General features: G+C 56.3%; 1 protein-coding gene. It reads right to left on the bottom strand.

Features of this window, described 5'->3' with window-relative positions; genetic code table 11:
• Nucleotides 1–182: acyl-CoA thioesterase (locus QN347_RS19975; protein ID WP_416350910.1), on the bottom strand; the 182-nt coding region annotated here is incomplete at its 3' end.
• Nucleotides 183–270: the final 88 nt, after the last annotated feature.

Raw genomic sequence — 270 nt, forward strand, 5'->3', positions numbered from 1 at the left:
TACAACTCCTGCCCTTCCCTCGCCTGTTGCTGCGCATTCGGTAAGCCGGTGGCGCGCCAGTATTCGGTAAAGGCGACATCGACATAATTGAGGTAATTGCCGTTGAATACCACGGCCTGCATGTCGACTTCCGACCAGCGCACCCGCAGCGCGTGAAAAAAAGTAAAGTCTTGGCGTGCCATGCGAGCTCTCCTATTCGCTCAAGAAGCGCCGTATCAGCGTGTTGACGCGCTGCGGCTGCTCATGAATGATCCAATGACTGCCTTCGGG

Origin of the sequence: Sphingomonas sp. 10B4 (assembly GCF_035019905.1) — a bacterium.
GTDB lineage: Bacteria > Pseudomonadota > Alphaproteobacteria > Sphingomonadales > Sphingomonadaceae > Sphingomonas > Sphingomonas glacialis.